The sequence below is a fragment of the Caballeronia jiangsuensis genome, assembly GCF_046030135.1.
GTDB classification, from domain to species: domain Bacteria; phylum Pseudomonadota; class Gammaproteobacteria; order Burkholderiales; family Burkholderiaceae; genus Caballeronia; species Caballeronia jiangsuensis.
Window position 1 is genome coordinate 208867 of sequence record NZ_JAQQDB010000006.1, and the last position, 26510, is coordinate 235376.

Genomic DNA, 26510 nt, shown 5'->3' on the forward strand with positions numbered 1-26510 from the left:
TCAGTGGATATGCGCCGCAGGTCGAAACCATTGCGAGGTATCGGCATGAACATCACCTTTCCCAGCCAGCCGCCCGTCTATCAGGGCGATGTCCCTTCACTCACGTTCGCCGCCTTCGCCGATGGCGAGCGCATCGCGTGCACCATTTCCGCCGAGGCGCTGGAAGATCACTTCGGTGCTGCGTCGTGGCGGGAGGAAGATTTACAGCAGGCTTTCGAGAGCCATCGCTCGTCGATCGAAGGGGCCGCCGAACATGTGCTGAGCCGCGTCGGCGGCACATCGGTCATGCTGCGCAGCGGATTTTTCCGCTTCCGTCAGGCACGCGCTCAGACTTCTTCGAGCCGGGCCTGATCGAGAATCCGCACGTCGCGGCCGCGCGCATCGATCACGCCGGCTTTCTGCAGCCTGGAGAACATGCGGCTGACGGTTTCGATCTTCAGGCCGAGATAGCTGCCGATTTCTTCGCGCGTCATGCGCAGGACGAACTGCGCCGGCGAATAGCCGCGCGCCTTCATGCGCGTCGAGAGATTGAGCAGGAAGGCCGCGACGCGCTGCTCCGCCGTCATCGTGCCGAGCATCATCATGAGGTTGGATTCGCGCACGATTTCGCCGCACATCACGCGATGCACGTGATGCTGGAGCGCCCTGACTTCGCGGCACAGCAATTCGAGCAGATCGAACGGAATGATGCAGACGACGCTGTCTTCCAGCGCGATCGCATCGCACGTGTGGCGATCGGCGCTCACGCCGTCGAGCCCGAGCGCATCGCCCGGCAGATGAAAACCCGTGACCTGCTCGTGGCCCTCGCGGTGCATGACGACGGTCTTGAAGCATCCGCTGCGCACCGCGTAGAGACTCTGGAACGGATCGCTGCAACGGAAGAGCGTTTCGCCGCGCCGCACCGAGCGCGTCGAGCAGATGATCGCGTCGAGACGTTCGTAATCGACCGGCGATAGATCCGACGGCATGCAGATGCGCTGCATCGAGCATGTCGAACAACGTGTGTTCGTGCGCTTCACCTCGGCTCTCGTGCCGAGAGTCTCTGCGCTCGCGGGAATCATGCTGCGCCTCCTGTCGGACCGGATCGCGCATCGATGCGCGATCCTGAATGCCTCGCATCGGATTATTGGCCGTTTCATCTCGAAAATAAATCGGCGCAGGCGGATCGTGCTGTAGGCGATCGGGAAGCCGTGTAGGGAAACGCTGACACGCGTCGAAACGGATCAGGCGCCGTCGTCGTCGAAAAGCTGATGGCGCACCGCGTAACGCACGAGCGCTGCTTCGTGCGGCATGCGCATCTTGTCGAGGATGCGCGCCTTGTAGGTGCTGACGGTCTTCGCGCTCACACACAGCGCCTCGCCGATATCGCTGATCGACTCGCCCGCGCACAAGCGCCGGAACACCTCGAACTCGCGGTTCGACAGGCGCTGATGCGGCAGCGCGTCGGCGGGTTCGCTGAGGCTCTGCGCGAAGCGTTCGGCCATCGCGAGGCTCACGTAGACGCCGCCCGACGCGACCTTGCCGACCGCCGCGACCAGTTCCGCGCTCGCGCTTTCCTTGGTGATGTATCCCGACGCCCCCGCCTTGAAGGCGCGCGCGGCGTATTGCTGTTCGGCGTGCATGGTGAGCACGAGGATGCGCATTTCGGGCTTTTCGTCCTTGATCTGCTTGAGCAGGTCGAGGCCGCCGCGGCCCGGCATCGAAAGATCGAGCACGAGGACGTCGGCATCGGTCGCGCGTGCGAGCGTGAGGGTGGCCGGTCCGTCGCTCGCTTCGCCGGCGACCTCGAAGCCGTGTGCGTTCGCGAGGATGTGGCGCAGGCCGTCGCGCACGAGTGCATGGTCATCGGCAATCAGCACTCTTATCGTCATCGATGCGATTCCTTTTGTCGACCGACTCGCGCGGAGTTCGAGTTTACCGACGACAGCCTCGTAGCGCTTGATTCAAATCAAGGGAAGCCGTCGCCGGCGCGATGCCCGAGCGGAATCTCCGCGCGAATGCGAAAGCCTTCGCCGGGCGCGCTGCGAAACGCGATGACGCCGCCCAGTTGACGCACGCGCTCGCCCATGCCGAGCAGGCCGAACGCGCCGGCGGCGCGCCCGCGCGTGACATCGGCGCCGCAGCCGTCGTCTTCTATGGTCAGCGTGCAGCGCGACTGCGCGCAGACGATCGCGATGCGCGCCTCGCTGGCCCGCGCATGGCGCACGATGTTCGTGAGCGCTTCCTGAACCAGCCGGAAGACCGAGGTGGAGGCGGTCGTGTCGAATCCGTCTTCCTCGCCTTCGAGATCCAGATGAATCGTCAGATCGTAGCGCCGGCGAAAGTCGCAGGCGAGCCAGTCGATCGCGGCGAAGAGACCGAGGTCGTCGAGCACGGGCGGACGCAGGCCTGCCGCGATGCGCCGCACCGATCCGATGATCGTGTCGATCTGCGCGAGCGATTGCTTCGCGATATGCGCATCGTGCGCGCCGGTGTCGAGGAGGGATATCTGCATCTTCAGCGCGGCGAGTTGCTGACCGAGATCGTCGTGCAGTTCGCGGGCGATCGACGCGCGCTCGTTTTCGAGCGCGCTCTGCACGTGCGCGGAGAGTTCGCGCGCGTGTTGCAGTTCGGTGAGCCGCAACCGGTCGGTCATGTCGCGCGTGACTTTGGCGAAGCCGAGCAGATTGCCGCGCGCGTCGTGCAGCGCGGTGATGACGACGTTCGCCCAGAAGCGGCTCGCATCCTTGCGAACGCGCCAGCCTTCGTCTTCGACGCGCCCGGCCTGCGCCGCTATCGCGAGCTCGCTTTGCGGTTTGCCTGCCGCGATGTCCTCGGGCGGATAGAAGACGGAAAAATGACTGCCGACGATTTCCCGCGCGTCATAGCCCTTGATCCTTTTTGCGCCGTTGTTCCATGTCGCGACGTTGCCGTGCGCGTCGAGCAGGAAGATCGCGTAGTCTTCGACGGCCTCCACGAGAAGCCGGAAAGACGCATCCGTCTGCAGCGAGGGCGAGAGCGGCGCGCGTGGATCGACGGGTTCGGTTGCGGGTGCGTTCGTCATCGTTGCAAGGGGCAGGCGCGCAAGCAACGTGCGACGCGCTGCAATGCTATTGCGTAGTCAGCCGGAAAGGCGGCATGGGCAGTTCGTCGCCATCGAGAAAGGCGGTCGCGCAGCGCACCGCGAAACCGAGCGCGCCGTCCTTGCTTGCGAACGCGCCGAGATTGCCGAGCGAGGTGGCGTGGCCGTCCTCTTCCAGAATCGACGCGGTCGCGACGAACGCATTGCCCACACGAGTGACGGAGGGCTGAAAAGCCGCTCCCCGATGATAGATGATCATAGATTTGACTTGTCGGAATGGTCGGAGGCGCGGGCGGCATGCGTGCCGCGAGTTGCGCCCGGGATCAGGCGTGCTGGTCAACGCGGGCGCCGCTGGAAGGGCGCGGGTGCTGCATGGACTGCCGGTGATCGATCTCGGCCATGCCATAAGCGAACGCGTAGCGGACCGCGCCGGTCGCGCTGGCGAATTCGCCGAGCATGCCGCTCGAGCGGCGCGTGCCGTCCGGTTCCCGGACGATGAGCATCGCGGCATAGCGGTCCTGCTCAAGCACGGCGGTCGCGCTCAGCACATGGCCTTTGTAGATGACATTTTCTGATTGGGTCATCGTTCTCTCAGGTTCTATGTTTTCGGTGGAGTGGCACTTGTGATGCCCTTCATTCCGTAAGCAATAAGCCTAACCGTTCAATTTTTGTCGGCTTATCCGATTTAAGCTTTTTTACTTTTCTCCGGCGTGTGCTTAACTCAGAGGGAAGGGCGCACGGGAGCGAGACCGACCGTTCCGCCAAATCCTAGCCGTCCCCCGACGATCTTTTCCCGTATTAAGCCGCCGCAGACAATAATCGCGAGCATCGGGGGCCGGCCGCTCGTCCCGAAACGGAGATCCGCAGATGAAAGGGCATTTATCGGTTGGCGTGACCGCAGTTGCCATTGCAGCGATCATCGGCGGATGCAGCGGAGGCAGTTCCAGCTCCGATCCGTCCACGACATCCGGAGGCGCGGCATCGGCATCATCGCCGGCTGCGGCGTCGAGTCCGGCGACGCCGGCGTCGCCGGCATCACCCGCATCGTCGGCATCGCCGGCAAGCGGCGCGAGCGCACCGTCGGGCGCGAGCACGCCCGCGACGACCCGGCCGTCCGCATCGACGCCGATGGACGTCACCACGTATCACAACGACATCCGCCGCACCGCGCAGCAGCTCGCCGAAACCAAACTCACGCTGGCCAACGTCAACAGCTCGACATTCGGCAAGCTCGGCTTCTATACCGTCGATGGCGCCGTCGATGCCCAGCCGCTCTTTCTCGGCAACGTGCCGATCGCGGGCGGCACGCATAACGTGCTGTATGTCGAAACGGAGAACGCAAGCATCTACGCGTTCGATGCCGACACGGGCACCGTGCTCTGGCACGTCTCCACGCTGCTCGCAGGCGAAGTTCCGAGCGACGATCACGGTTGCGACCAGACCACGCCGACCATCGGCATCACGGCGACGCCCGTCATCGATCGCACGCGTGGGCCGAATGGCGCGATGTATGTCGTCGGCATGTCGAAGGACAGCGGCGGCGCGTATCACCAGCGCATTCACGCGATCGACATCGCGACAGGCGCCGAGCTCTTCGGCGGCCCGACCGAAATCACCGGTTCGTATCCCGGCACCGGATCGGGCAGCGTGAACGGCGTCGTGCCCTTCACGCCCGGTCAGTACATCGAGCGCGCGTCGTTGCTGCTCATGAACGGCGTCGTCTATACGGCATGGAGTTCGCATTGCGACGCCTTGCCGTACACCGGCTGGGTCATCGGCTACAGCGCGGATACGCTCAAGCAGACAGGCATCGTCAACGTGACGCCGAACGGCCAGATGGGCGGCATCTGGATGGGCGGCGCGGGCCTCGCATCGGATGGCACGTCGATCTATTTCCTCGACGGCAACGGCACCTTCGATCCGACCACCAACGCCCAGGAGATGCCCAACAAGAACGACTTCGGCAACGGCTTCCTGAAGGTCACGCCGACGCCGACGCTGGCGCTTCAGGTGAGCGATTATTTCGAGCCGTCGGATACCATCGCGGAATCGAACGCGGACCTCGATCTCGGCTCGGGCGGCGTGCTGGTCCTCCCCGATGTCACCGATTTCAACGGCAACGTGCAGCATCTCGCGATAGGCGGCGGCAAGACGCGCGTGCTGTACGTCGTGAATCGAGACTCGATGGGCAAGTTCGATTCGAACGGCGATCACATCTATCAGCCGCTGTACTCGACGATCACCGGCCCCGTGTTCACCGCGCCCGCGTTTTACAACAACACGATTTATATCGGTCCTGCGGGCGATCACCTCAAGGCGCTGCCGGTCGTGAATGCGGTGGTGGCGACGGTCGCGTCGAGTCAGACCACGAGCCCGGCGGGAAACTGGAATTTCCCCGGCCTCGCGCCCGTCATCTCCGCGAACGGCAACACGAACGGCATCGTATGGGGCGTCGAGAACACCACGCCCACTGCCGTGCTGCATGCGTACAACGCGGGCAATCTCGCGACCGAGTTGTACAACAGCAATCAGGCGGGCACGCGCGATCAGTTCGGCAACAACAAGTTCATCTCGCCGACCATCGCGAACGGCAAGGTCTACGTGGGCACGAAAACGGGCGTCGTCGTATTCGGCTTGCTATGAAGCGTTCCGCGCGAGGAAGTTCCGCATCGGGATAAGATCGCGGAACTTCAACCCGTGGAGCGTTTTTCATGCAACTGACCCGTCTTCTCGTTCCGACCTTCTTGCAGACGCTGAAGAACCTGTCGACATGGCTCGACAAGGCCGCCGCGCATCAGCAGGAAAAGGACGCGAATCCCGATGCGCTCGTGACCCTGCGTCTCGCGCCCGATATGTATCCGCTCGCGGCGCAAGTGCGCTTCGTGTGCTTTCAGGCGCAGGAGCCGGCGTATCGATTGCGCGGAGAAGCCGTGCCGCCGACCTTGCGCAGCGTGCGTGAAGAAGGATGGAAGTCGAACGAGCAGCCCGGCTCGTTCGCCGACGCGCAGGCGCGCATTGCGGAAGCGATCGCGTTTCTTTCAGGCCTTGCGCCCGATGCGCTCGATGCCGGTGCCGATGCGCAGATCGCGCTCGATCTGCCCAACGGCATCGTGTTCGATATGACCGGCGAGCAATACGCGCGCGACTGGTGCTTGCCGCAGTTTTATTTTCACGCCGTGACCGCGTACGCGATCCTGCGCAATCACGGCGTGCCGCTCGGCAAGCCGGATTACATCGCGCACATGTTCGCGTATATCCGGCCCGGCACGTTGCCGCAGGGTTGAAGCGTCGGCGTATTACGCGTTCGACATCACGCCGCGTTTGTCGTCGGCGCAATCCTCGTTGCCATGACGCAGGCGCGTGCTGCACACCGCGGCGAACAGGAGCGCGACCGCGAGACACACGAGCCCGTTCATCGCGCGGCCCGTCGTCTGCTCGATGATGCCCATCACCGTCGGTCCGACGAAGCCGCCCAGCAGGCCGCACGAATTGACGAGGCCGAGACCGCCCGCGAGCGCGCTGCCCGACAGGCGCGACTGCGGGAACGTGAAGATGATCGACTGCACCACGAAAAACATCAGCGCCGACAGGCACACGCCGAGCAGTCCGATCACCGGCGAAGCCCATGCCGCGATCAGCATGCCCGAGGCCATGATGACGAGTCCGGCGATCAGGATGCGACGGCTCTTCGACGAATCGCTCGCGAAGCGCGGCAGCGTGGCTGCGCCGATCGCGGCTGCGACCCAGGGCGTCGCGCTGAGCATGCCGATCATCAGCGGAGAAAATTTCCCAGACGCGCCGATGATGCCAGGCAGGAAGAAGATGACCGTGTAGATCGTCAGCTGATGGCAGAAGTAGACCAGAATCGCGAGCCACACCTGACGATCGCCGAGCACGCTGCGCAATGCGCCCGCGCCGTGGCCGCCGCCCTGCGCGTCCTGTTCGGCGGCGAGGCGGCGTTCCAGCGCGACGGCTTCATCGCGTGAAAGCCACGACGCGCTCGTCGGACGATCGGGCAGCATCTTCCACACGACGAACGCCAGCAGGATCGCGGGCACGCCTTCGATCACGAAGAGCCATTGCCAGCCGTGAAAGCCGAGCCGGCCGTCGAGTTCGAGCAGCGCGCCGCCGAGCGGGCCGCCGACGATATTCGCCACGCACACGCCGAGCAGGAAGTAGCCGGTGGCGCGGGCGCGTTCCTCGCGACCGAACCAGTACGTCAGATAGAGCATCACGCCGGGGAAGAGTCCGGCTTCGGCCGCGCCGAGCAAGAGGCGCATCACATAAAACGATGTCTCGCCGGTGACGAAGGCCATCGCGACGGACAGCGCGCCCCATGTCACCATGATGCGCGTAATCCAGAAACGCGCGCCGACCTTATGCATGATCAGGTTGCTGGGAATCTCAAAGGCCGCATAGGTCAGGAAGAAGAGACCTGCGCCGAGTCCGTATGCGGCGGCGGAGATGCCGAGATCGATGCTCATCGAATGCTTCGCAAGCGCGATGTTCGTGCGATCGAGAAAGCTGATCACATAGACGATCACCAGCAAGGGCATCAGCTTGCGCAGCATCAGGCTGTTGAGCGATGCGTGCGACGCGCTCGTCGTGTTGGGCTTGGACATGATGACTCCCGGAATCAGAAGGGGCGCGCGAGGCGCGCGGGCAATGCGGTGTCGGGAAGGCGTTTCAAGAAAGTGTCTCCGTTAAGCGTTGTATTTTTAATGGCGAGCGCACGCGCCGGTCACGCGGCGCGTGCGTTTGAAAATCAGAAGTTCACGTTGTCGCCGCCTTTGAGCGACAACATCTGCCGCGCTTCGGCGGGCGTCGCGACATCGAGCGACAAGCCTTCGATCACTTGACGGATCTTGCGCACCTGCGCCGCGCTCGACTCGGCGAGCTGACCCGGCCCGATCCACAGCGAATCTTCGAGACCCACGCGCACGTTCGATCCCTGCGCGACGCCGATCGAGCCGAGCGGAATCTGATTGCGGCCCGCGCCGAGAATCGACCACACATAGTCGTTGCCAAACAGCCGATCCGCGGTGCGCTTCATGTGCGCGAGATCTTCCGGATGCCCGCCGATGCCGCCCAGCAAGCCGAACACGCTCTGCACGAAGAACGGTCCCTTGACGAGCCCACGATCCACGAAGTGCGCGAGGTTATACAGATGCGAGATGTCGTAGCACTCGAACTCGAAGCGCGTGCCGTTGGCCGAGCACGACGTGAGGATGTATTCGATATCGGCGAACGTGTTCTTGAACACGAGATCGCGGCTCTTCTCGAGATGCTGGCGTTCCCAGTCGTGCTTGAGATCCTTGAAGCGGTCGAGCATCGGATAGAGACCGAAGTTCATCGAGCCCATGTTCAGCGACGCCACTTCCGGCTGAAAGTGATGCGCGGGCTTGAGGCGTTCCGCGACCGTCATGTGCGGACTGCCGCCCGTCGTCAGGTTGATGACGGCATCGGTTTGCGACTTGATGCGCGGCAGGAAGCGCTGGAACACGGCGGGGTCTTGCGTCGGGCGTCCGTCTTCGGGATCGCGCGCATGCAGATGCAGAATCGCCGCGCCTTCCTTCGCCGCCGCGAGCGCGGCTTCGGCGATCTGGTCGGGCGTGACCGGCAGATACGGCGACATCGACGGCGTATGGATCGCGCCCGTCGGTGCGCACGTGATGATGACTTTGCGTTTCGTTGCCATGTTTTCCTCTTGCTTCAAAGCGTTTCGACGTTGCCGCAGACGGAGAGCGCCTGACCCGAGACCGCGCTGCCGGCGGGCGAACTGAGATACAGCACGCTCGCGGCGATTTCCTCCTGCGTGACCATGCGGCGCAGCGAAATCTTCGCGAGATATTGCTTCTCCATCTCTTCGTAGCCGATGCCGAGCTGTTTCGCGCGCGCGGCGATCACGCCTTCCATGCGCGGACCCTTGACGATGCCCGGCTGCACCGCGTTCACGCGAATGTTGTCGGGGCCGAGCTCGATGGCGAGACTCTTCGCGAGGCCGACCACGGCCCATTTCGTCGCGGAATAAGGCGTGCGGAAGCCATAGCCGAGACGTCCCGCCACCGACGACATGAACACGATCACGCCGCCATCGGTCGCGTCTCGCAACATCGGCACCGCGTCGCGCGAGAAGTAGTACTGGCTGTTCAGATTCACGTCGATGGTCTTTTCCCAGTCGTCGGAATCGATCGCGTCGATGCCGCCCGTCGGCCCCGCGATACCCGCGTTGTTGATCAGCACGTCGAGGCCGCCGAGCTCGCGCCGCACGTCTTCGAAGACGCGCTTCACATCGTCCTTGCTCGCGACATCCGCGCGCGTGCCGGTGATCGACGGCGAAACGGTCGACACCGCGTCGATGGCTTTCGGATCGACATCGCAGACATGCACGCGCGCGCCTGTCGATACGAACGCTTTCGCGATCGCGAGACCGATGCCCGACGCGCCGCCCGTGATCAGCACACGCAGGCCTGCGCGCGGGACGAGCATTTTGGTGAAATCCATCGAGTGACTCCTTTCTGGTTATGTTTTGCGGGACGTGCGCCGTCCTCGCTCAAGCGATTAGTAATACTGATGATCGTATGAAGAGGCGCGCGTTGCGCCTTCGTCGTTCAGCTTTGCGCGTGACGCCGCATACGCGGTTCCTGCGAACGCAGACGCGCTTCGAGATCGCTCGCCGCGTCGCGAATGTCCTTCGCGATACCTTCGCGCGCGGCGGCGCCGTCGTGTTTCCACAGTGCATCGATGATCTGCCGGTGCGCCTGCATCGACACGCGCATGTGCGCCACGTCGGGCGCGACCATGTTCAGGAACGGACCGATGCGCATCCACATGTTCTGGATCGTCGCGAGCGTCATCTCGCTTGCGCCGTGCCGATAGATGCTCGTATGGAACGCGAAGTTGCAGCGCAGATAGGCGCGGGCATCGTCGGCTTCGACGTGGGCATCCATTTCGTCGAAGATGCGCTGCACGGCGGCGACGTCGTCGTTCGTCATGCGCGCCGCCGCGCGCTCCGCGACGCAGCCTTCCAGCGCGATGCGCACGTCGCGCAGTTCTTCGAGCAGGTCGAGCGTCATTGGCGGGACCATCAGGCCGCGCGACGGGCCATCGACCAGCGCGCCTTCCGCGCGCAGTCGCGTGAGCGCGGCGCGCACGGGCATCGTCGAGAGGCCGACTGCTTCGGCGACGCCGCGCAGGCTCAGCGGCTGGCCGGCGGCGAAACTGCCGCTCATGATCGCTTCGCGCAGTTGCTGATAGACCTTGGTCGCCATCGTTTCCGTGGCGATGACTTCGAGTTGCGGCATGGGTTGCGTCAGGGATCGGGGCGACACGTGCATTTCCTTGCTGATCTTTGATCTGTGATCACAGTTTGATTTCGACGTCGTTTTAAGTCAATGCGGAGCGCATCAGGGATAACCCGACATGCCTCGCGACGCATTCAAGCCGAAAGCGCGATCGTTGGGCACAATGCTTGCGAAATCCCGAACCGCGACATCCTCCCCATCCAACCCGCAATGCGACCCGCCGACCCGGACGTTTCTCCCGCCCTCGAATGCCGCCGCCTCTCGAAGAAGTACGGCAGCGGCCGCATCGTGCTCGACGCGCTCGACTTCGCGCTGGGGGCGGGCGAGTTCGTCGCGATCATGGGCGATTCGGGCGTCGGCAAATCCACGCTGCTGAATCTGATCGCGGGTCTCGATACCGCCGACAGCGGCGACGTGCTGATCGACGGCACATCGATCTCCACGCTCTCCGACGATGCCGCCACGCGCTTGCGCCGGCAAAAGCTCGGCTTTGTGTTCCAGGCGTTCCATGTTCTGCCGCATCTGACGCTCTATCAGAACGTGGCGGTCCCGCTTCTGCTGAACGGCATGCCGCCCGCACCGGCGCGGGCGATGCTCGCGGCGGTCGGCTTGGACGGACGCGGCGACGACATGCCGCGCCAGCTTTCCGGCGGCGAACTGCAACGTGTCGCGATTGCGCGGGCGCTGGTGCATCGGCCGCGCCTTTTGCTCGCCGACGAACCCACGGGCAATCTCGATCCGCAGACCGCGCACGAAGTGCTCGAATTGCTGCGCGCCGAAACGAAGGCGACGCAAGCCGCGACCGTGATGGTCACGCATTCGGAAGCGGCCGCCGCATTCGCCGATCGCATCGTGATTCTGAGCGACGGCGCATTGCACGCCGCGACGCTCGCACGATGAACGCTGTCGCCGTCACGCGCCGCGGTTTCGACATGCTCACGCGCTGGCTGCTCGGCGCGCAATGGCGCAGTCATCGGGGCCGCGCGCTGGTCGCCATGCTGACCATCGCGCTGGGCGTCGGGCTGGGATATGCGGTGCAGCTCATCAACGGCGCGGCGTTCAACGAGTTTTCCGCCGCCGCGCGCAGTCTCTCGGGGCAAGCGGATTTGCAGGTGCGCGGCGCGCAGCCTTTCATCGACGAGAACGTCTATCCGCAACTCGCGACGCATCCGGGCGTCGCGCTCGCGAGTCCGGTGCTCGAAGTCGATGTCGCCGTGCCCGGCAAGAACACGCCGCTAAAGGTGCTCGGCATCGACGTGTTCCGCGCGAAACGCATCGCGCCGGATCTGACCGGCGTGCCGAGACCGGAAGCATCGCTCGATGTGCTCGACGGCGACGCCATCTTTCTTTCGCCTGCCGCGCAGACCTGGCTCGGCGCGCACGATGGCGGGCATGTCGAGTTGCAGAGCGGCACGTCGCCGGTGACGCTGCGGGTCGCGGGCGGCATCGCGCGCACGCGTGCCGGGCAGCGCATCGCGGTGATGGACATTGCCGCCGTGCAGACGCATTTCGCGCTCGCAGGCAAGCTCTCGCGCGTCGATCTGCAGCTCGCGCGCGGCGTCGATCGCGATGCGTTCCGGCAGACGCTGCAACGCGAACTCGGCGGGCGGCTCGTCGTCACGGAAACGCAGGATATCGAAAGCCGCACCGACCGGCTTTCCCGCGCGTATCGCATCAACATGAACGTGCTGGCGCTCGTTGCGCTGTTCACCGGCGCGTTTCTCGTGTTTTCCACGCAGGCAGCGGGCGTCGTGCGCCGCCGCGCGCAATTCGCGATGCTGCGCGTGCTCGGCATGACGCGCGCGTCGCTCGTGCGGCAGATCATGCTCGAAGGCGCGCTGCTCGGCGTCGTGGGCGGCGTGCTCGGCATCGCGCTCGGCTTCACGGTCGCGGCGCTCGCGCTGCGTTTTTTCGGCAGCGATCTCGGCGGCGGATATTTCCCCGGCGTCGAGCCGCGCATCGCCTTCGAGCCGGTCGCCAGCGCGATCTTTCTCGCGCTCGGCATCGGCGTCGCGCTCGCGGGCACGCTCGTTCCCGCGCTCGAGGCGGCGCGCGCGCGTCCCGCGCCGGCGTTGAAGGCGGGCAGCGAGGAAGCCGCGCTCGCGCCGCTCGGCACGCCGTGGCCCGCGCTCGTGTGCCTCGCGGCCGGGGCCGCGCTGACGCAGGCGCCGCCGGTCTTCGATACGCCCATCGCCGGATATGTCGCCGTCGCGCTGCTGCTCGTCGGCGGCATCGCGCTGATGCCGCGTCTCACGGCGATCGTGTTTCGCCGCGCGCCGATGCCGCGCAACGCCGTCGCGGCGCTCGCGCTCGCGAGGATCGCGAATGCGCCGGGACAGGCGTCGATCGCGATGGGCGGCGTGCTGTCGAGCTTCACGCTGATCGTCGCGATGGCGATCATGGTGACGAGCTTTCGCGTGTCGGTGGAAGACTGGCTCGCGCATCTGCTGTCGGCGGATCTCTATGTGCGCATGGCGTCGAGCGGCGACACGGGCGGCTTGCGGCCCGATCAGCAGATGCAGCTCGCCGCGGCGAACGGCGTCGCGCACGCTGCGTTCACGCGGGCGTCGAAACTGACGCTCGATGCCGCGAAACCGCCCGTCGCGCTGATCGCCCGCGAACTCGACGCCGCCGATCCCGGCGCGAGCTTGCAAATGACCGGCGACGTGTTGCCGCCTTCGTCGTGGCGCGCGGACGAGACCCCGGTGTGGGCTTCGGAAGCGATGGCCGATCTGTACGGCTATCGCGTGGGCGAGCGCGTGAGCTTGCCTGTCGGCGGGGCGAACGAGCGCTTCGTCGTCGCGGGAATCTGGCGCGACTACGTGCGGCAGACGGGCGCGCTGCAAATGCGTATCGCCGATTACCGGCGGCTCACCGGCGACACGACCGCGACCGATGTCGCGATCACGTTGCGCGCGGGTTCGAGCGCGGCGCAGGTCATCGGCGCGATCAAAAAACTCCCGTTCGGCGACGCGCTCGAATTCTCGCAACCCGGCGAGATTCGCGCGCGCACGCTGACCATCTTCGATCGAAGCTTCGCCGTGACGTACTTGCTGGAGGCGGTGGCGATCGTGATCGGCCTGTTCGGCGTCGGCGCGACGTTTTCGATGCAGACGCTCGCGCGTTCGCGCGAATTCGGCATGCTGCGGCACGTCGGCGTGACGCGCGCGCAGATCCTCGCGTTGCTGGCATCCGAAGCGGGATGGCTCACGCTGCTCGGCATCGCGATGGGCTGCGTGCTCGGCTTCGCGATCAGCCTGATTCTCGTGTTCGTCGTGAATCCGCAGTCGTTTCACTGGAGCATGTCGCTGCATGTTCCGTGGACGATGATCGCGATCATCGCGTGCGTGATGCTGGCGTCGTCGTGCGCGACGGCGGTGCTGTCGGGCCGACGCGCCGTTTCCGTCGATGCGGTGCGCGCCGTGCGGGAGGACTGGTGATGCGCGTCGTGCTGCTCGCGTGGCTGTTTTCGTCGTTGGCCGCATTCGCCGATGAACCAGCATTCGCGCCCGTCGTGCCGGGACACGCGATCGAATGGCCGAAAGATACTGGGGCGCATCCGTCGTATCGCACGGAATGGTGGTACGCGACCGGCTGGCTCGAAACGCCCGATCATCGGCCGCTCGGTTTTCAGATCACGTTCTTTCGCTCGAACACGGGAAAGAAGCAGGGCGGGAGCGCGTTCGATCCGTCGCAACTGATCATCGCGCACGCGGCGTTGTCCGATCCCGCGTATGGACGGCTCGTGCACGATCAGAACGTCGCGCGGCAGGGCTTCGGCCTCGCGTATGCGAAGGACGGCAACACCGACGTCAAGCTCGACGCGTGGCGCATGACGCGCGAGGCGGATGGCCGCTATTCGGTCATCGCCGATGCCGCCGGCTTCGCGCTCCATCTCACCTTCACGCCGACGCAGCCGCCGATGATCCAGGGCGAGCAGGGCTACTCGCGCAAGGGTCCGTCGCCGGAACAGGCGAGCTACTACTACAGCGAGCCGCAGTTGCAGGTGACGGGCAGCGTGACGCGGCCATCGGCATCGGGAAAGGCGAATGCGAGCGTCGCGGTGACGGGCCGCGCGTGGCTCGATCACGAATGGTCGAGCACGCTGTTGTCATCTGATGCAGCGGGCTGGGACTGGCTCGGCGCCAACCTCGACGACGGCGCCGCGCTGATGGCCTTCAAGGTCCGCGCCCGCGACGGCCATGCGGTCTGGGCGCACGCCGCGCTGCGCGAGCCCGACGGTCGAATGCGGCAGTTCGGCCCGGGCGATGTTGAGTTCACGCCCGAGCGGCAATGGCGCTCGCCGCGCACGAACACGGTTTATCCGGTCGCGATGGACGTGCGCGTCGGCGGGATGCGCTGGCGGCTGACTCCGCTCATCGACGATCAGGAACTCGACTCGCGCGATTCGACCGGGGCGCTGTATTGGGAAGGCGCGGTGACGTTGAACGGCGATGGCGGGAATGGGCGCGGGTATCTCGAACTGACGGGGTACGCGAAGACGGTGGAAGTGGAGAAGCGCTGAGTGCGATGCCGAAATACGGTATCATTTGAGCTATCAGTAAGCATCATATGATGCCGAGGTGGTCAGAATGATACTCGTATCCCCCGAAAGAATCGCCGCAGTAATGGCGCTCAAGCCCGTCCCTCATTCCGTCGCGGAACTGGACGAGCAGATTCGTGGCGGATTGCCGAAATCCGCATTGAAGGAAGGGGTCGAACATGCGACGCGCAGCGCCGAAGAACGTCGCGCGCTGCTGGCGCGCATCGTTCCGGAGGCGACCTTCAAGCGTCGCCGCGATCGTTTGAGTCCCGATGAATCGGAGAGGACGGAGCGGCTCGCGCGCGTCGTCGCGACCGCGCAGTATGTGTGGGACGACGAGGACGATGCACGCGAATTCCTCAATGTTCCCCATCCGATGCTCGAAGGGCGCACGCCGCTCGAGGTGTCGCTCACGGAACTCGGCGCCCGGCGCGTCGAAGAGTTGATGTGGAAACTCTTCTATGGGCTGCCTGCGTGAACGCTGCAAGAAAGCAAAAAGAACAAGGCGCGGGTCAACGGAGGCTGTTCCGCATTTCCGATGGGCGCTACCCGGTCTGGAACGGCACGGGGGCCATGCTGGTCGGGGGACGCTTCAATAGTCCGGGAAAGTTCGCCATCTATGCCGCGCTGAATTTTGCGGGCGCGATGCTCGAAGTGCTGGTGCATGCACGCATCGGCAAAGTGCCGAAGACGCATGTCTGGGTCGAGGCGACCGTGCCCGACGATGTCGGCATCGAGCGCATCGAAGCCGCCGATCTGCCCCGAGGATGGGACGGCCCGGATTTGCGCATCGCACGTCGAATCGGCGATCAATGGCTGGATGAAGCGAGGTCGGCCATCCTGTTCGTGCCATCCGTCGTGGCGCGCGCGGAGTACAACGCGATCGTGAATCCGGCGCATCCGGATGCCGCCAGGTTCGACGTGTCGAAACCGCGCCCGGTGCTGTGGGATCGGCGGTTGTTCGAAGATCGTGCTTGAGAAGGCGCACCCTGAGCGGCTGACGCTTCAGGCCACGAGCCCGACCACCTCGCGCACGCCCGCCGAAACCCAGCGGCTCTTGCCCGCGCGCTTCGCCTCATAAAGCGCGTTGTCGGCGTCGCGCAGCACGCCGTCGAGCTCGTCGTGGTGATGGTCGAACATCGCAATGCCGATGCTCACGCCGATTTCGAGCGTCACGCCGCCATCGGTGAGAAACGGCTTCGACAGTTCGCGCACGATCACATCGGGCAGCGCGAGCGGATCGGCGTGCGGCGGCGTGACGATCACGAACTCGTCGCCGCCGAGCCGCGCGACCAGCGATCCTTCGCCCGACAGATGCCGCAGGCGCCGCGCGACGAGCGCGAGCAGCGTGTCGCCGACTTCGTGGCCGTGGGCATCGTTGACGGCCTTGAAGCCGTCCAGATCGAGATACAGCAGAGCGGTGCCCGCGCTGTCTCGCGCATGCCCCGCTACGCGCGAACGCACCGCCTGAAAGAGGCCCGCGCGGTTCAACAGGCCGGTCAGTTCGTCGTGGCGCGCGCGGCGATCGTTTTCCTGCTCCGCTTTCATCGTCGAGACGAGCATGCCGTTCAACCGCCATGCCGCGGCGCTCATCGCGAAGAGATAAAAGGGGATTTGCAGCAGCGTGAGCCAGAGCGTCGGTTCGCCTGCCAGCACCGCGCCGATGCAGCACGGCCCGAGCGACAGAAAGATCATCACCGCGACGAGACGCGGCGCGCCGAAATTGCGGAAGCAGATGCCGCCGACCATCGCGGCCGCGGATAGAAACGAGAGCGTCGAGGCGATCCAGTCGCCCGATAGCACGGAGACGAGCGCGCCGTAGCCGACCGTCGCGCCCCACAGCGGCGCGAGCAGCACGTAGGTGTCGGTCAGCGTGGATTTGCGCGCGCGCGCCCGACGCCGGGCGACGACGAGCACGCACAGCCGCACGAGGCACACGGCGATTTCGAGCGCGAGCCAGATGTGGAAGGCGGTCGTCGGATGCCGGCGAGCCAGCACCCACGCGACGGCGACCGTATTCAGCACGCCGCCCGCGAAAATCGGCAGCGTGCCGAACAGGCTCCCGACGAGGGCGACACGAATCGCGCGGGGAATATCGGCTCCCGCGTGCAGCAACCACGTTGCCGCACGTCCGCGCGGCAGGGTGAACACCTCAGTCTGTTGGTCCATGTTGGATTCCGGCGGCGGTCCGGCGATGGCTGAACCCTCGCGGGAAAGCCGGACCACACATCGGATAACGGTCGTTCGGATCGAAACTTTAGGCAGGCGGCCGCCGGTGAACGCGAGCGATGGAGATTGCACGCGCGATAAAAAATATTGATTCGGCGGACGTTCTTGACATTTTGTCCGCCTCGCGGACTCCCGCGCCCACACAGGGAATGCGCCGAAGTCGGGCATAAACTTACAACCTCCTGACGCGCAGGGGCTATGTTGAGAATGATTCGCGTTTACGCTAGCTTTGCGGCTCCTACGAAAGTGGAGCACGATTTATGGCTTACATGCGCGTCCAGCCGGCATCGTCGAAGCGTTCTTCGATCTCGCCGCCGCCCTCGAATCTGTCTCTCGATGCGTACTGGCATCGGCTCGATCCGGTCGCGCCCGAACCGGCGCCCGAGCGTCCGTCGGTCGAGCCGAGCCTGCTCGATATCGCCGTCGCGAACCGGCAGATGCTCGTGAACATGGCGCGCGGCGTCGTCGGTTGCGCGAGCCGCGCCGAGGACGTGGTGCACGACGTCTTCGTCAGTCTCATCGACTTGCCGCAACAGGACGCGGTGCGTCAGCCGATGGGCTACATCGCGCGCATGGTGCGCAACGCGTCGATCGACGCATGCCGCCGGCAGAGCCTCGAAAACATCTATCGCGCGGACGAGGAAGACGGCTTCGACGTGCCCTCGCAGGAACTCACGCCCGAAGCGCGCGTGCAGGCGCGCGACACGCTGCGCCGCGTCTGCGATGCGCTCGCGCAGTTGCCCGATCGCAGCCGCACCGCGTTCGAAATGGTTCGCCTCGGCGAAGAGACGCTGCAGAGCACGGCGCGCGCGCTGAACGTCTCGCAGACGCTCGTGCATTTCATGGTGCGCGACGCGCAACAGCATTGCGCCGATTGTCTCGATGCGCGCGAACGCAATGTCGCGTGTCCGGTGTTCGTCGGCGGGCGGGCGCGTCGGCGGTAAAAAAGCGCGCGCGTCGAACGTCTATTCGATGAAGGCCCATTTCGCATCAGAGAGACCCATCACCATGACGCAACAGCAAAACCAGAATCACGCAGCGGACGATCTCGTCTACACGGTCGTCATCAACGACGAAGAGCAGTACTCGATCTGGCCGACCTTCCGCGAAGTGCCGGCGGGCTGGCGCGAAGCCGGCAAGCGCGGCGCGAAGGCCGATTGCCTCGCGTACATCGAGAGCGCGTGGACCGACATGCGGCCCGCGAGCCTGCGGCGTCACATGGACGCGCTGAACGCGCAGGCGAAGTCGCGCCTCAACTGATCCGCACGCTTCGAGGATTCAGCATGACCGAACTATCCGTGACCGCGCCCGATCTGGCCGATCTGCGCATCGAGCCGGGCCTGCCGGTCGTCGTATCGCCGCGCGCGGGCGCCGACATGACGCTCGCCGACGCCGCGCCGCTGCTGCAACGAATCGTCGCCGAGTCGCTCGAACGCGCGGGCGGCGTGCGCTTCACCGGCTTTCGCGTCGAGTCGATCGAGGCGTTCCAGCGCTTCGCCGCGTCGTTCGGCGATCCGCTGATCGGCTATGAATTCGCATCGACGCCGCGCAGCCAGGTCGAAGGCGCGGTGTACACGTCGACGGAATATCCGCCGCATCGCTCGATTCCGCTGCACAACGAGCAGTCGTACACGCGCGAATGGCCGATGCGCATCTGGTTCCACTGCGCGCTCGCCGCGCGCTCGGGCGGCGCGACGCCGATCGCGGACAGCCGCGCGGTGTATCGCGCGTTGTCTCCATCGCTCGTCGAACGCTTTGCGAAGCGCGAACTGCTCTACGTGCGCAACTTCGGGCAAGGGCTCGATCTGCCGTGGCAGAACGCGTTCGGCACGGAAGATCCGCGCGAGGTCGAGCGGATCTGCGCGGCGCGCGGCATCGCCTGCGCATGGCGCGACAGCGAGGACGGCGAACGGCTGCTGCGCACGGAGGAGCGTTGTCAGGCAGTCGCGCGCCATCCGCGCACGGGCGACATGGTCTGGTTCAATCAGGCGAATCTCTTCCATCTTTCGACGCTCGACGAAGACATGCAGGAAGCGCTCGTCGATGCCGTCGGTCTGGACAACGTGCCGCGCAACGTCTTTTACGGCGACGGCGCGCCGCTCGAAGCCGATGCGCTCGCCGAAATCCGCGCTGCGCTCGACGATGAGCGCATCACGTTCCCGTGGCTCACGGGCGATCTGCTGATGCTCGACAACATGCTGAGCGCGCACGCACGCGATCCGTTCGAAGGGCCGCGCAAGGTCGTCGTCGCGATGGCGCAGAGTTATCGCGAGCCGCGATGACAGTTCGTCCGGCGCTTCGCGCGCGTTCATTGACGGTCGGTTATCGCGACGACGTCGTACTGGAGAACCTCGATATCGATATCGCCGCGGGCCGCGTCACCGCGCTGTGCGGGCCGAACGGCTGCGGCAAGAGCACGCTCTTGCGCACGCTCGCCGGATTGCAGCCCGCGCGGGCGGGCATCGTCGACGTGAACGGCAAGCCGGTCGCATCGATGCGCCGCCGCGAGCTCGCCCGCACGCTCACGATGCTCGCTCAGTTCAACCAGATTCCGGCGGGGCTTACGGTGCGGGAACTGGTCGCGTATGGCCGCTATGCGCACGGCGGCTGGATGCGCGGCTTGACCCGCGCGGACCACGCGGCGATCGATGCGGCGCTCGATGCGAGCGGACTCATCGACGACGCCGCACGCGATGTCGCCGCGCTCTCGGGCGGCGAGCGGCAGCGCGCGTGGATCGGCATGGCGCTCGCGCAGGAAGCGCCCATCGTGCTGCTCGACGAGCCGACGACGTATCTCGACATCCATCATCAACTCGACATCCTCCAGGAACTGCGACGGCTCAATCGCGAGCGCGGACTCACGATCGTCTGGGTGCTGCACGACCTGAATCAGGCGGCGGCGTTCTCCGACGAGATCGTGTTGATGCGCGCGGGACGCATCATCGCGCAAGGCTCGCCCGAGGCGATGATCGATCCGCGTCATTTGCTGGAGACCTTCGGCGTGCGCATGCTGCGCGTCACGCATCCGCAGACCGGCGCGCCGATGTGCGTGCCCGCTTACGAAGGCATCGGGCAAAGGGATATCGCTGCATGACGACGCTCGCTACCCGGCGCCGCTGGCGTCACAAGGCTTCGTTCTGGCGGCGCGTGTCGCTCGTGATCGAACTGATCGTCGGACGGAAGACCGCATGACGACGCATGTTTATGCCAACGCGTCGCCGCATCGCGTGGCTGCGCGCAATCGCGTCGGCGTGATCGCGGCTGCGTTGATCGCGACGATTCTCGCGCTCGCCGCGTGGCGTCTCGGCCCGCAATTTCGCGCGTGGCTCGGTGCGCCGCCGGGCAGCGATGCCGCGCAGCTCGCGCACGTTTTCCTCTTCGATCTGAGTGCGCCGCGCGTCGCGGCGGCGCTCGTCGCGGGCGGGTGTCTCGCGGTCGCGGGCGCGCTCTTTCAGGCGCTGACGCGCAATCCGCTCGCCGCGCCCGATCTGCTCGGCATCACCGGCGGCGCGCAACTCGGCCTGCTCGCGGCGATGATCGTGCCGCAGATCGTCGGCGCGGCGTCGGTGCCCTTGCTGTTCGTGTGCGGACTCGCGGCGGCGGGCTGCGTCGCGGCAGCGGCGGGCGGCTGGCGCGCGACACCGCTGCGGCTCGTGCTCGCGGGCAGCGTGTGCATGCTGCTCTTCTCCGCGGTCTCGACGCTCCTGCTTGCATTGTTCGAGCAGACGGTCGTCGGGGCGTCGTTGTGGGCGAGCGGCAGTCTGTACCAGCCCGGCGCGTCGGGCTTGATGTCGGCGCTTGCGTGGCTCGTGCTGCCGCTCGCCGCCTTGCCCTTCGTGATGCGTCCGCTCGATCCGCTCGCGCTCGGCGACGATGCCGCCAGAGCCGCCGGCGTGAGCGTCGATGCGACGCGCCTCTTCGCGATGACCGTCGCGGTCGGCTTCGCGAGCGTCGCGGTGGCGATCGCGGGGCCGTTGTCGTATGTCGGGCTGATCGCGCCGAATCTGCTGCGCATGATGCGCGGCGCGAAGTCGTCGAAGCTGGCGGCGCTCGTGCCGCTTTCGGCGCTCGCGGGCGGCGCGCTCGTGCTCGCCACCGACAGCGCCGTGCTCGCGCTCGATCTCGATTCGACCCTGTCGACGGGCGTCGCGATCGCGTTCGTCGGCACGCCGCTGATGCTCGCGATGATCCGCAGCGGCGCGGCGTGGTCCGGCGCGCTGCATGCGGGCCAGGCGGGTGAATCGGTGAAACGCGGCATGCGCGCGGTGCGGATGTTGTCGGCGCTGCCGTGGCCCGCGCTCGCGGCGCTGCTCGTCGTCATCGGATGCGCGGTGCTCGTCATCGGCGCATCCATCGGTCCGACGATGCTCGGCCCCGCGCGCTGGATCGATGCACTCGCGCATCGCGACGACATCGCCCGCATGCTGCTCGAACTGCGCGTGCCGCGTCTCTTGTGCGCGCTCTTCGCGGGCGCGTTGCTCGCGGCGAGCGGCGTGCTGATGCAGAGCATGGTGCGCAATCCGCTCGCTGGTCCCGAAGTGCTCGGCGTGACGCAAGGCGCGGGACTCGCGACGCTCGCCGCGCTGATGATCTGGCCGCTCGCCGGTCATCTCTTTCTCGCCGCGGCCGCGCTCGTCGGCGGCGGCGCGACGCTCGTCGTCACGCTGCTCTTCAATCGACGGCATCAATACGCGCCGCTCGCGGTGGCGTTGACGGGCATCGTCATCGGCACGCTGTGCACGACGCTCGCGCAATGGCTCATCACGCAGCAGAGCGTGCAGCCGGCGCGCTTCGTCGTGTGGCTGGTCGGCGGCACGTATGGGCGAAGCTGGGGCGAAGTCGCGACGATCCTGCCGTGGTGCGTGCTGGCGCTGCCGGTGTTCGCGCTGATCGCGCGTCCGCTCGATCTGCTCGCGCTCGGCGACGATCAGGCATCCGCGCTCGGATTGCCGATCGCGTTGCTGCGTCCGCTCGTGCTCACAGTGGCGACGTTCGCCGCGTGCGCGGCGGTCGCGGCCGTGGGACCGGTCGGCTTCATCGGTCTGATGGCGCCGCATCTCGCGACGATGCTTGGCGCGCGTTCGCACGGCACGCGGCTCTGGCTCGCGGCGTTGCTGGGCGCGCTCGTGCTGGCCGCCGCCGATCTCGCCGCGCGCACGCTGCTCGCGCCGCGCGAGATTCCGGCGGGCGTGCTGACTGCGCTGATCGGCGCGCCATACATGCTGGCGCTGCTCGTGATCGAAACGCGCCGCGACAAGGGACGAGGCCGCGCGCGATGAAGCCCGAAGCGTGCAGCTTCGCCGCGTTCGCGCCGCCCGAACTCGCGCCGTATCTGCAAAACGTGTGGCTCGGCACGCCGGATGAATGTCCCGGCGATGACGCCGTGCGCATTCCACTGACAGCGCTCGTCGATCATCGCGATGCATTGCTCGCCGCGATGATCGCGCTCTACGGCGGCGATGCCGGTCTGCACGCGCGCGCGTTGCTGTCGCAGTGGAGCAAGTACTACTTCGGACTTGCCGCGCCGGCGGGCGTGGCGGCGGCGCGGCTGCTCGGCCGTCCGCTCGACATGTCGCCCGAACGCACGCATCTCGTGCTGAAGGAAGGCATGCCCGTCGCCCTTCATTTCGATGCCGATGCATTGCGCGCGCCCGACGCCGATCCCGCGCGCCGCTATACGAGCCTCGTCGCGCATCTGGAAGGCGTGATCGGCATGATTGCGGGCATGACGAAGATCGCGCCGCGCGTGTTGTGGAGCAACGCGGGCAATCTGCTGGATTATCTGCTCGCGCATTGCCCTTCGATTCTCAGCGACGCGGACATCGATTCGACATGGCTCTTCCGCGCGACCGATGACAACCCGCTGCGCGCGCCGCTCCGTGACACGACGCCGCGTTCGCCGCTCCTGCCCAACCCGTTCCGCGCGCGCCGCGTGTGCTGCGTGCGCTATGAAATTCCCGGAGAGACGCAACTGTGCGCAAGCTGCCCGCTGCTTTTGACGATGCGCGACGACGAACTCGCGTTGCAGGACGCCATCCGCTGAAGCGCGCGGTTTCGTTTGCGGCGTGTCTGTGCATCGCGTTCGCGGGCCGTCATGCGTTCGCAGACGAAAGCAAGGCATGCGCGCCGCTCGCCGGCAATCCGACGGTCTCGCAGTTCAGCAAGACGATGACCGTGCATCCGAAGCGCATCGTCGTGCTCGAATTCATGTTCGCGGAGGACGTGGCCGCGCTCGGCATGACGCCGGTCGGCGTGGTCGATCCCGAGTACTACGACGGCTGGATCGGCTACGACAGCGCGCGCTTCAAGGGCGTGCCGACGGTCGGCACGCGGCAGGAGCCGAGCCTGGAAGCGATTGCATCGACGCAGCCGGATCTGATCATCGGCGTGGGGTACCGTCATGCGCCGATTTTCGCGGCGCTCGATCGCATTGCGCCGACGGTGCTCTTTCAGTTCAGTCCCGATGTCGAGAACGGCAACGGCGACGGCGCGCGCACGCAGCTCGAATGGACACGCAGCATCTTTCACACGATTGCGTGCATGACGGGGCGCGAGCAACAAGCCCGCGATGCCGACGCGAAACTCGATGCGGGTCTCGCGCGCGACGCGGCGCGTTTGAAAGAAGCGGGTTTGACGGGCACGCGCTTCGCGCTGTTGCAGGAACTCGGCTTGCCCGATCGATACTGGGCCTATACGGGCAACAGCACGGCGGCGGGCGTGGCGCGCGCGCTTGGCGTTCGTCTGTGGCCGGAGAAGCCGACGCGCGAGGGCACGGTGTATCTGACGTCGGCGGACTTCTTGAAGCAGCCGGATGTGGCCGTGCTGTTCGTGACGACTTCGGGTGCGGACGCGCCCGTCGATACGAAACTCGATTCGCCCGTGTGGCGCTTCGTGCCCGCGAAGAAGGAAGGGCGCGTGACGCTCGTCGAACCGAATATCTGGGGATTCGGCGGGCCGATGTCGGCGTTGAGGCTCGGGGATGTGATTACGGAGAAGTTGCTGGCGTTGCCGCGAACTGCTCCGTAGCGGGCGAAATCGGTTGAAGGCCGGTTATTCGGCGGGGTGCGGCGCGGCCTGCATATCGCGCGTATTCTTCTGAACCGCGATCGCGCCGAATAGCGTCAGCGCGAAGGACATTGCGTAGAAGCCTTTCTCGCTGAGCGCGAGCGTCGCGTTCATCAGGCCGACTACCAGAAGCAGGATGGCGAGCGAGAGCGACAGCCAGCTCAAGCCGTAGTAGATCCCGGTGACCGGAACGCCTTCCACGCGATCGCGGACGCTCTTTTGAAGCGAGACCGCCGCAAAGAGCCCATATGCCAGCACGGTGAAGTAATAGCCTTTCTCGTTGAGCTGCATGCCTGCGTTCCAGAGGCCGGCGAGATAGGCGCAAAAGCCGGCGAGCAATGCGCCCCACGATGCGGATACGAAAGCGAATGAAGGCTGTTGAGAAGAGTTGCGGGCCATTTTGTTTTCCTTATCGATAGAGATATTGAAGCGCTCAGCTTGCGTGCATCGCGAACGAGGGTTCGCACTCTATCAAAGAAAAATTTCGAGATACATGGGGCGGCTGCGTGTCTCGCCTGCAAAAAACGGGGCTCCGCGCCCCGTTCCTTCACCCCATCGTCCCATTCGCGGCCACATCCATCACCGCCGACCTCACCCCACTGCGCGTCTCATTCACCACCATCCCGTTCTCCAGCTTCAGCACCCGATCCGCGAGCGAAAAATACCGGTCGTCATGCGTGACAACGATCACCGTCTTCCCACGCGCGCGCAACTCGGGCAACAACTGCTCGTAGAACACCGCCTTGAACGCCGGGTCCTGATCCGCGGCCCATTCATCGAAAAGATAAAGCGGCCGGTCTTCCAGATACGCGACCACCAGCGCGAGCCGCTTGCGCTGACCGGTCGAAAGCGAACGCGTGGAGAACGCGCCATCGATCACCTTCACCTTGTGATCCAGCGCGAGCCGCGCGACAAGCGCATTCGCGCGCGCATCGGCGGCGGCGCGCGATGCATCGTTGGGATCGACGATGCCGAGCAGCGCATCGAAAAGATGGAAGTCGTTGAACACGGCCGTGAAGCGCTCGCGATACGCGGCGCGGCTATCGGCATCGACCGCCTTGCCATCGACTTCGATCACGCCCGACTCCGGTTCATAAAGCCCCGTCAGCACTTTCGCGAGCGTGGTCTTGCCGCTGCCGTTCCCGCCGACGATGAACACGAGCTCGCCCGGCCTGAACGTCAGATTGACGGGACCGATGCGGAACATGCGCTCGTCGCGCTCATGAAAATACGAGTGCGTGACGCCGCGCATCGTGAGCGTTTTGAAGCTCGCATCGTGCGTCGATGAAACCGGCGACGCCTGCACGCGCAGACTGCCGAACTCCGCCATCACCTTCTCGATGCGCGCGAGCGAAACACGCGCCGCGTTCAGCGTGGGAATGTTGTTGAGCAGACCATCGAGCGGCACGAGCATGAAGAGAAACACGACGACATAGCCCGCCGTCGAGCCTGCATCGGCGCGCACGCCGAGCGTCGGCCAGAACGCCGCCGCGCCGAGAAAGCCGTAGAACAGAAAGATGATCCAGCCCACGCCGACCGCATACGCGCTGAACGCACGCCGGCGATGATCGCGCACTTCGCCGATCGCCGCGCCCAGTTGCCCGTCGACGAACTGTTGCGAGCGCGTGCGATGCAGCTTCAGTTCCTTCGCTCCCGCGAATAACGCGCCGAGATAGCCGAACAGTTTGTCCTGCGATTGCCCCGCGGCTTCGAGCGATGCGATCGCGCGCTTGTCGCCGAGGTGATAGCCGAGCGATCCCGTGACGATGGCCGCGAGCGCGAGCAGGCACACCGGCCACGACAGCCACGCGAGATAGCCGAGGCAGCCGAACACGATCGACCCGTGCATGACGATGTTCGGCAACGCGAAGAAGAGCATCGATACGTTGGTGGCATCGTCGGTCAATACGGATTGCACGGGCGCCGCGCCGATGCGCTCGACATCGCGCAACTCCGCCGCCGCCACGCGTCGCGCGACGTGTTCGCGCAACTGCGCCATCGTGTCCTGCGAAAGCCTAGCGAACAGCACGCCCGATATCACGCGCGTGAAGAGCGCGATCACCGCGCATAACGCAAAGCGCCATGCGAGCGCGCCATCGGCGGAAGAGGGCGTCGACAGCGCGCGATTGAGCGTCGCGACGAGCATCACGCTCGCGATGCCGTTCATCACACAGGCGACGAGCGCGGTCGCGAACGCGCCGCGCGAGCGCCTGAGCAACGCAAGGATCAGGCGCGCCGCGGGCTTCTGCGTGGCGGAGGAATCTAAAGGCTCGTTGATGGCAGTCATTGGCAAGGCGTCACTGAAGTC

General features: G+C 65.6%; 27 protein-coding genes. 15 read left to right on the forward strand and 12 right to left on the reverse strand.

From position 1 onward, the window contains the following. The first annotated feature begins 45 nt into the window (after nt 1–45). Nucleotides 46–351, forward strand: coding sequence for a DUF1488 family protein (locus PQR08_RS08825; protein ID WP_035505033.1), 306 nt, complete (start codon nt 46–48; stop codon nt 349–351). Here PQR08_RS08825 and fnr read toward each other — a convergent pair. The 5 genes from fnr to PQR08_RS08850 form a co-directional block, all read right to left on the reverse strand. Beyond that, the gene (fnr, locus tag PQR08_RS08830; RefSeq protein ID WP_250486003.1) at nt 327–1061 is read right to left on the reverse strand and encodes a fumarate/nitrate reduction transcriptional regulator Fnr; all 735 of its coding nucleotides are present in this window, start codon (nt 1059–1061) and stop codon (nt 327–329) included. The genes PQR08_RS08825 and fnr overlap by 25 nt on opposite strands. 162 nt (nt 1062–1223) lie before the next feature. Beyond that, nucleotides 1224–1871, reverse strand: coding sequence for a response regulator (locus PQR08_RS08835; protein ID WP_250486005.1), 648 nt, complete (start codon nt 1869–1871; stop codon nt 1224–1226). Between the two features lie 77 nt (nt 1872–1948). Further along, complete coding sequence (locus PQR08_RS08840) at nt 1949–3043, reverse strand: PAS domain-containing sensor histidine kinase (RefSeq protein ID WP_250486006.1); 1095 nt, start codon at nt 3041–3043, stop codon at nt 1949–1951. Nucleotides 3044–3089: 46 nt separating this feature from the next. Continuing rightward, nucleotides 3090–3320, reverse strand: coding sequence for a hypothetical protein (locus PQR08_RS08845; protein WP_187604437.1), 231 nt, complete (start codon nt 3318–3320; stop codon nt 3090–3092). 64 nt (nt 3321–3384) lie between these two features. Then, on the reverse strand, nt 3385–3645 hold the full coding sequence (locus PQR08_RS08850; RefSeq protein ID WP_250486008.1) for a hypothetical protein: 261 nt from the start codon (nt 3643–3645) through the stop codon (nt 3385–3387). Nucleotides 3646–3928: 283 nt separating this feature from the next. On the opposite strand from PQR08_RS08850, the gene PQR08_RS08855 reads away from it, so the two are divergent. Together PQR08_RS08855 and PQR08_RS08860 are read left to right on the forward strand one after the other, a co-directional pair. After that, a complete protein-coding gene (locus PQR08_RS08855; RefSeq protein ID WP_408161261.1) occupies nt 3929–5704 on the forward strand; it encodes a pyrrolo-quinoline quinone in 1776 nt (591 codons plus the stop codon). Nucleotides 5705–5772: 68 nt separating this feature from the next. Continuing rightward, nucleotides 5773–6345 carry a DUF1993 domain-containing protein gene (locus tag PQR08_RS08860; protein WP_250486011.1) on the forward strand — a complete coding sequence of 191 codons (573 nt, stop codon included), beginning with the start codon at nt 5773–5775 and terminating at the stop codon, nt 6343–6345. Nucleotides 6346–6357: 12 nt separating this feature from the next. Here the strand turns inward: PQR08_RS08860 and PQR08_RS08865 are convergent, their stop codons facing one another. From PQR08_RS08865 to PQR08_RS08880, 4 genes are all read right to left on the reverse strand, one after another. Next, nucleotides 6358–7683 (reverse strand): MFS transporter, encoded by a 1326-nt coding sequence (locus PQR08_RS08865; RefSeq protein ID WP_250486012.1) that lies wholly within the window; start codon nt 7681–7683, stop codon nt 6358–6360. 143 nt (nt 7684–7826) lie between these two features. After that, complete coding sequence (gene kce, locus PQR08_RS08870) at nt 7827–8759, reverse strand: 3,5-dioxohexanoate:acetyl-CoA acetone transferase (protein ID WP_250486014.1); 933 nt, start codon at nt 8757–8759, stop codon at nt 7827–7829. Nucleotides 8760–8773: 14 nt separating this feature from the next. Then, nucleotides 8774–9565: an SDR family oxidoreductase gene (locus tag PQR08_RS08875; protein ID WP_250486015.1), complete on the reverse strand. Its 792-nt coding sequence runs from the start codon at nt 9563–9565 to the stop codon at nt 8774–8776. Nucleotides 9566–9672: 107 nt separating this feature from the next. Then, on the reverse strand, nt 9673–10365 hold the full coding sequence (locus PQR08_RS08880) for a GntR family transcriptional regulator (protein ID WP_284509118.1): 693 nt from the start codon (nt 10363–10365) through the stop codon (nt 9673–9675). Between the two features lie 210 nt (nt 10366–10575). Between PQR08_RS08880 and PQR08_RS08885 the strand changes: the two genes are divergently transcribed. The 5 genes from PQR08_RS08885 to PQR08_RS08905 all read left to right on the forward strand — a co-directional run bounded on the left by PQR08_RS08885 (nt 10576) and on the right by PQR08_RS08905 (nt 15886). Beyond that, complete coding sequence (locus PQR08_RS08885; protein ID WP_187604430.1) at nt 10576–11265, forward strand: ABC transporter ATP-binding protein; 690 nt, start codon at nt 10576–10578, stop codon at nt 11263–11265. Next, nucleotides 11262–13805 (forward strand): FtsX-like permease family protein, encoded by a 2544-nt coding sequence (locus PQR08_RS08890; protein ID WP_250486018.1) that lies wholly within the window; start codon nt 11262–11264, stop codon nt 13803–13805. Before PQR08_RS08885 ends, PQR08_RS08890 begins: the two co-directional genes overlap by 4 nt. Further along, nucleotides 13805–14890: a lipocalin-like domain-containing protein gene (locus tag PQR08_RS08895; protein WP_250486019.1), complete on the forward strand. Its 1086-nt coding sequence runs from the start codon at nt 13805–13807 to the stop codon at nt 14888–14890. Before PQR08_RS08890 ends, PQR08_RS08895 begins: the two co-directional genes overlap by 1 nt. A gap of 67 nt (nt 14891–14957) precedes the next feature. Then, nucleotides 14958–15386: an Xre family toxin-antitoxin system antitoxin gene (locus PQR08_RS08900; RefSeq protein ID WP_187604427.1), complete on the forward strand. Its 429-nt coding sequence runs from the start codon at nt 14958–14960 to the stop codon at nt 15384–15386. Then, nucleotides 15383–15886, forward strand: coding sequence for an RES family NAD+ phosphorylase (locus PQR08_RS08905; RefSeq protein WP_456264720.1), 504 nt, complete (start codon nt 15383–15385; stop codon nt 15884–15886). Before PQR08_RS08900 ends, PQR08_RS08905 begins: the two co-directional genes overlap by 4 nt. A 27-nt stretch (nt 15887–15913) precedes the next feature. On the opposite strand, the gene PQR08_RS08910 is transcribed toward PQR08_RS08905, so the two are convergent. Then, a complete protein-coding gene (locus PQR08_RS08910) occupies nt 15914–17077 on the reverse strand; it encodes a GGDEF domain-containing protein (RefSeq protein ID WP_187604425.1) in 1164 nt (387 codons plus the stop codon). 320 nt (nt 17078–17397) lie between these two features. On the opposite strand from PQR08_RS08910, the gene PQR08_RS08915 reads away from it, so the two are divergent. The 7 genes from PQR08_RS08915 (at nt 17398) to PQR08_RS08945 (ending at nt 24163) form a co-directional block, all read left to right on the forward strand. Further along, entirely contained in the window at nt 17398–18081 is a 684-nt protein-coding gene (locus PQR08_RS08915; protein WP_250486021.1) for an RNA polymerase factor sigma-70, read from the forward strand. Between the two features lie 64 nt (nt 18082–18145). Continuing rightward, entirely contained in the window at nt 18146–18397 is a 252-nt protein-coding gene (locus PQR08_RS08920) for an MbtH family protein (RefSeq protein WP_250486023.1), read from the forward strand. A gap of 23 nt (nt 18398–18420) precedes the next feature. Beyond that, nucleotides 18421–19419, forward strand: coding sequence for a TauD/TfdA family dioxygenase (locus PQR08_RS08925; protein WP_250486024.1), 999 nt, complete (start codon nt 18421–18423; stop codon nt 19417–19419). Further along, nucleotides 19416–20231, forward strand: coding sequence for an ABC transporter ATP-binding protein (locus PQR08_RS08930; RefSeq protein ID WP_250486025.1), 816 nt, complete (start codon nt 19416–19418; stop codon nt 20229–20231). The genes PQR08_RS08925 and PQR08_RS08930 overlap by 4 nt, the downstream gene beginning before the upstream one ends. A gap of 94 nt (nt 20232–20325) precedes the next feature. Further along, on the forward strand, nt 20326–22416 hold the full coding sequence (gene fhuB, locus PQR08_RS08935; RefSeq protein WP_250486026.1) for a Fe(3+)-hydroxamate ABC transporter permease FhuB: 2091 nt from the start codon (nt 20326–20328) through the stop codon (nt 22414–22416). Continuing rightward, nucleotides 22413–23180: a siderophore-iron reductase FhuF gene (gene fhuF / locus PQR08_RS08940; RefSeq protein ID WP_250486028.1), complete on the forward strand. Its 768-nt coding sequence runs from the start codon at nt 22413–22415 to the stop codon at nt 23178–23180. The genes fhuB and fhuF overlap by 4 nt, the downstream gene beginning before the upstream one ends. After that, a complete protein-coding gene (locus tag PQR08_RS08945; protein WP_284509120.1) occupies nt 23120–24163 on the forward strand; it encodes an ABC transporter substrate-binding protein in 1044 nt (347 codons plus the stop codon). Before fhuF ends, PQR08_RS08945 begins: the two co-directional genes overlap by 61 nt. 24 nt (nt 24164–24187) lie before the next feature. Here PQR08_RS08945 and yiaA read toward each other — a convergent pair whose 3' ends face one another. Then, nucleotides 24188–24601 carry an inner membrane protein YiaA gene (gene yiaA, locus PQR08_RS08950; protein ID WP_250486030.1) on the reverse strand — a complete coding sequence of 138 codons (414 nt, stop codon included), beginning with the start codon at nt 24599–24601 and terminating at the stop codon, nt 24188–24190. A 148-nt stretch (nt 24602–24749) separates the two neighbouring features. Beyond that, nucleotides 24750–26489 (reverse strand): cyclic peptide export ABC transporter, encoded by a 1740-nt coding sequence (locus PQR08_RS08955; protein WP_250486031.1) that lies wholly within the window; start codon nt 26487–26489, stop codon nt 24750–24752. Between the last annotated feature and the right edge of the window lie 21 nt (nt 26490–26510).